At 53.5% G+C, this 637-nt stretch carries 1 protein-coding gene and 1 pseudogene; both read right to left on the bottom strand.

Annotated features, from left to right (window positions below):
• Positions 1-89, bottom strand: a pseudogene (locus DWV57_RS14275) (plasmid mobilization relaxosome protein MobC); the annotation flags it as partial.
• A 191-nt stretch (positions 90-280) separates the two neighbouring features.
• A partial coding sequence (locus tag DWV57_RS14270; RefSeq protein WP_133303661.1) for a helix-turn-helix transcriptional regulator occupies positions 281-637 on the bottom strand: 357 nt, incomplete at its 5' end.

The raw sequence follows: 637 nt of genomic DNA, 5'->3' as shown, positions 1-637 counted from the left end.
TGCAGCAGAGCCATCTTCTGCCGGATAAGTTCCCGTTCCTCCGGCGTCACGGGAACACGCAGAACAATTTTTCGGGTTCGGTTCGTCATAGTTTCACCTCGTTTCTTGGGGGTCTGGGGTACTCCCCAGCAAGCATTTCTGCCGGGAGTGGCTACACTCCCTATGCTTGCTACGTTACCTCTCCCCACTACTATGACACCACAACATCCCCGTTTTGCCCGCAAAATACAAAAAAATAAGAGGACGCTTTTTGCATCCTCTCAATGACCATGCGTGGCAATCAGACACACGCGGGCTCTTTTTCCTGTTCATGGATTCGCAGGGCACCGTCAATGGCACCTTCTACGATGGGTAAGTATTCTTCCGGGCAAAGCTGCAGCTTGTGGCTGACCCGCTGACGTTCCGCACTTTCTTCCCGCATGAGTTCCGGGTTGAAGTACCGCTCCACGGGCAGACCACATATTTTTATCAGCTGAATCACCACCGGCAGGCTGGGCAGCGTGCCTTCGTTTTCGATGTTCGCAAGATACCGGCTGTCACAATGTATCATGTCAGCCAGCGCACTGCGGGAAAGTTGTTTTGCCTTTCGAGCTGCCTTGACATCCGCTCCGAACGTTTCAAAGCCGGGACAGTCCTC

The organism is Faecalibacterium sp. AF10-46 (genome assembly GCF_003604105.1).
GTDB classification, from domain to species: Bacteria; Bacillota; Clostridia; order Oscillospirales; family Ruminococcaceae; genus Faecalibacterium; species Faecalibacterium taiwanense.
Note: the sequence above shows the minus strand (reverse complement) of the source record. Positions and strands in the feature narration are given on the sequence as shown.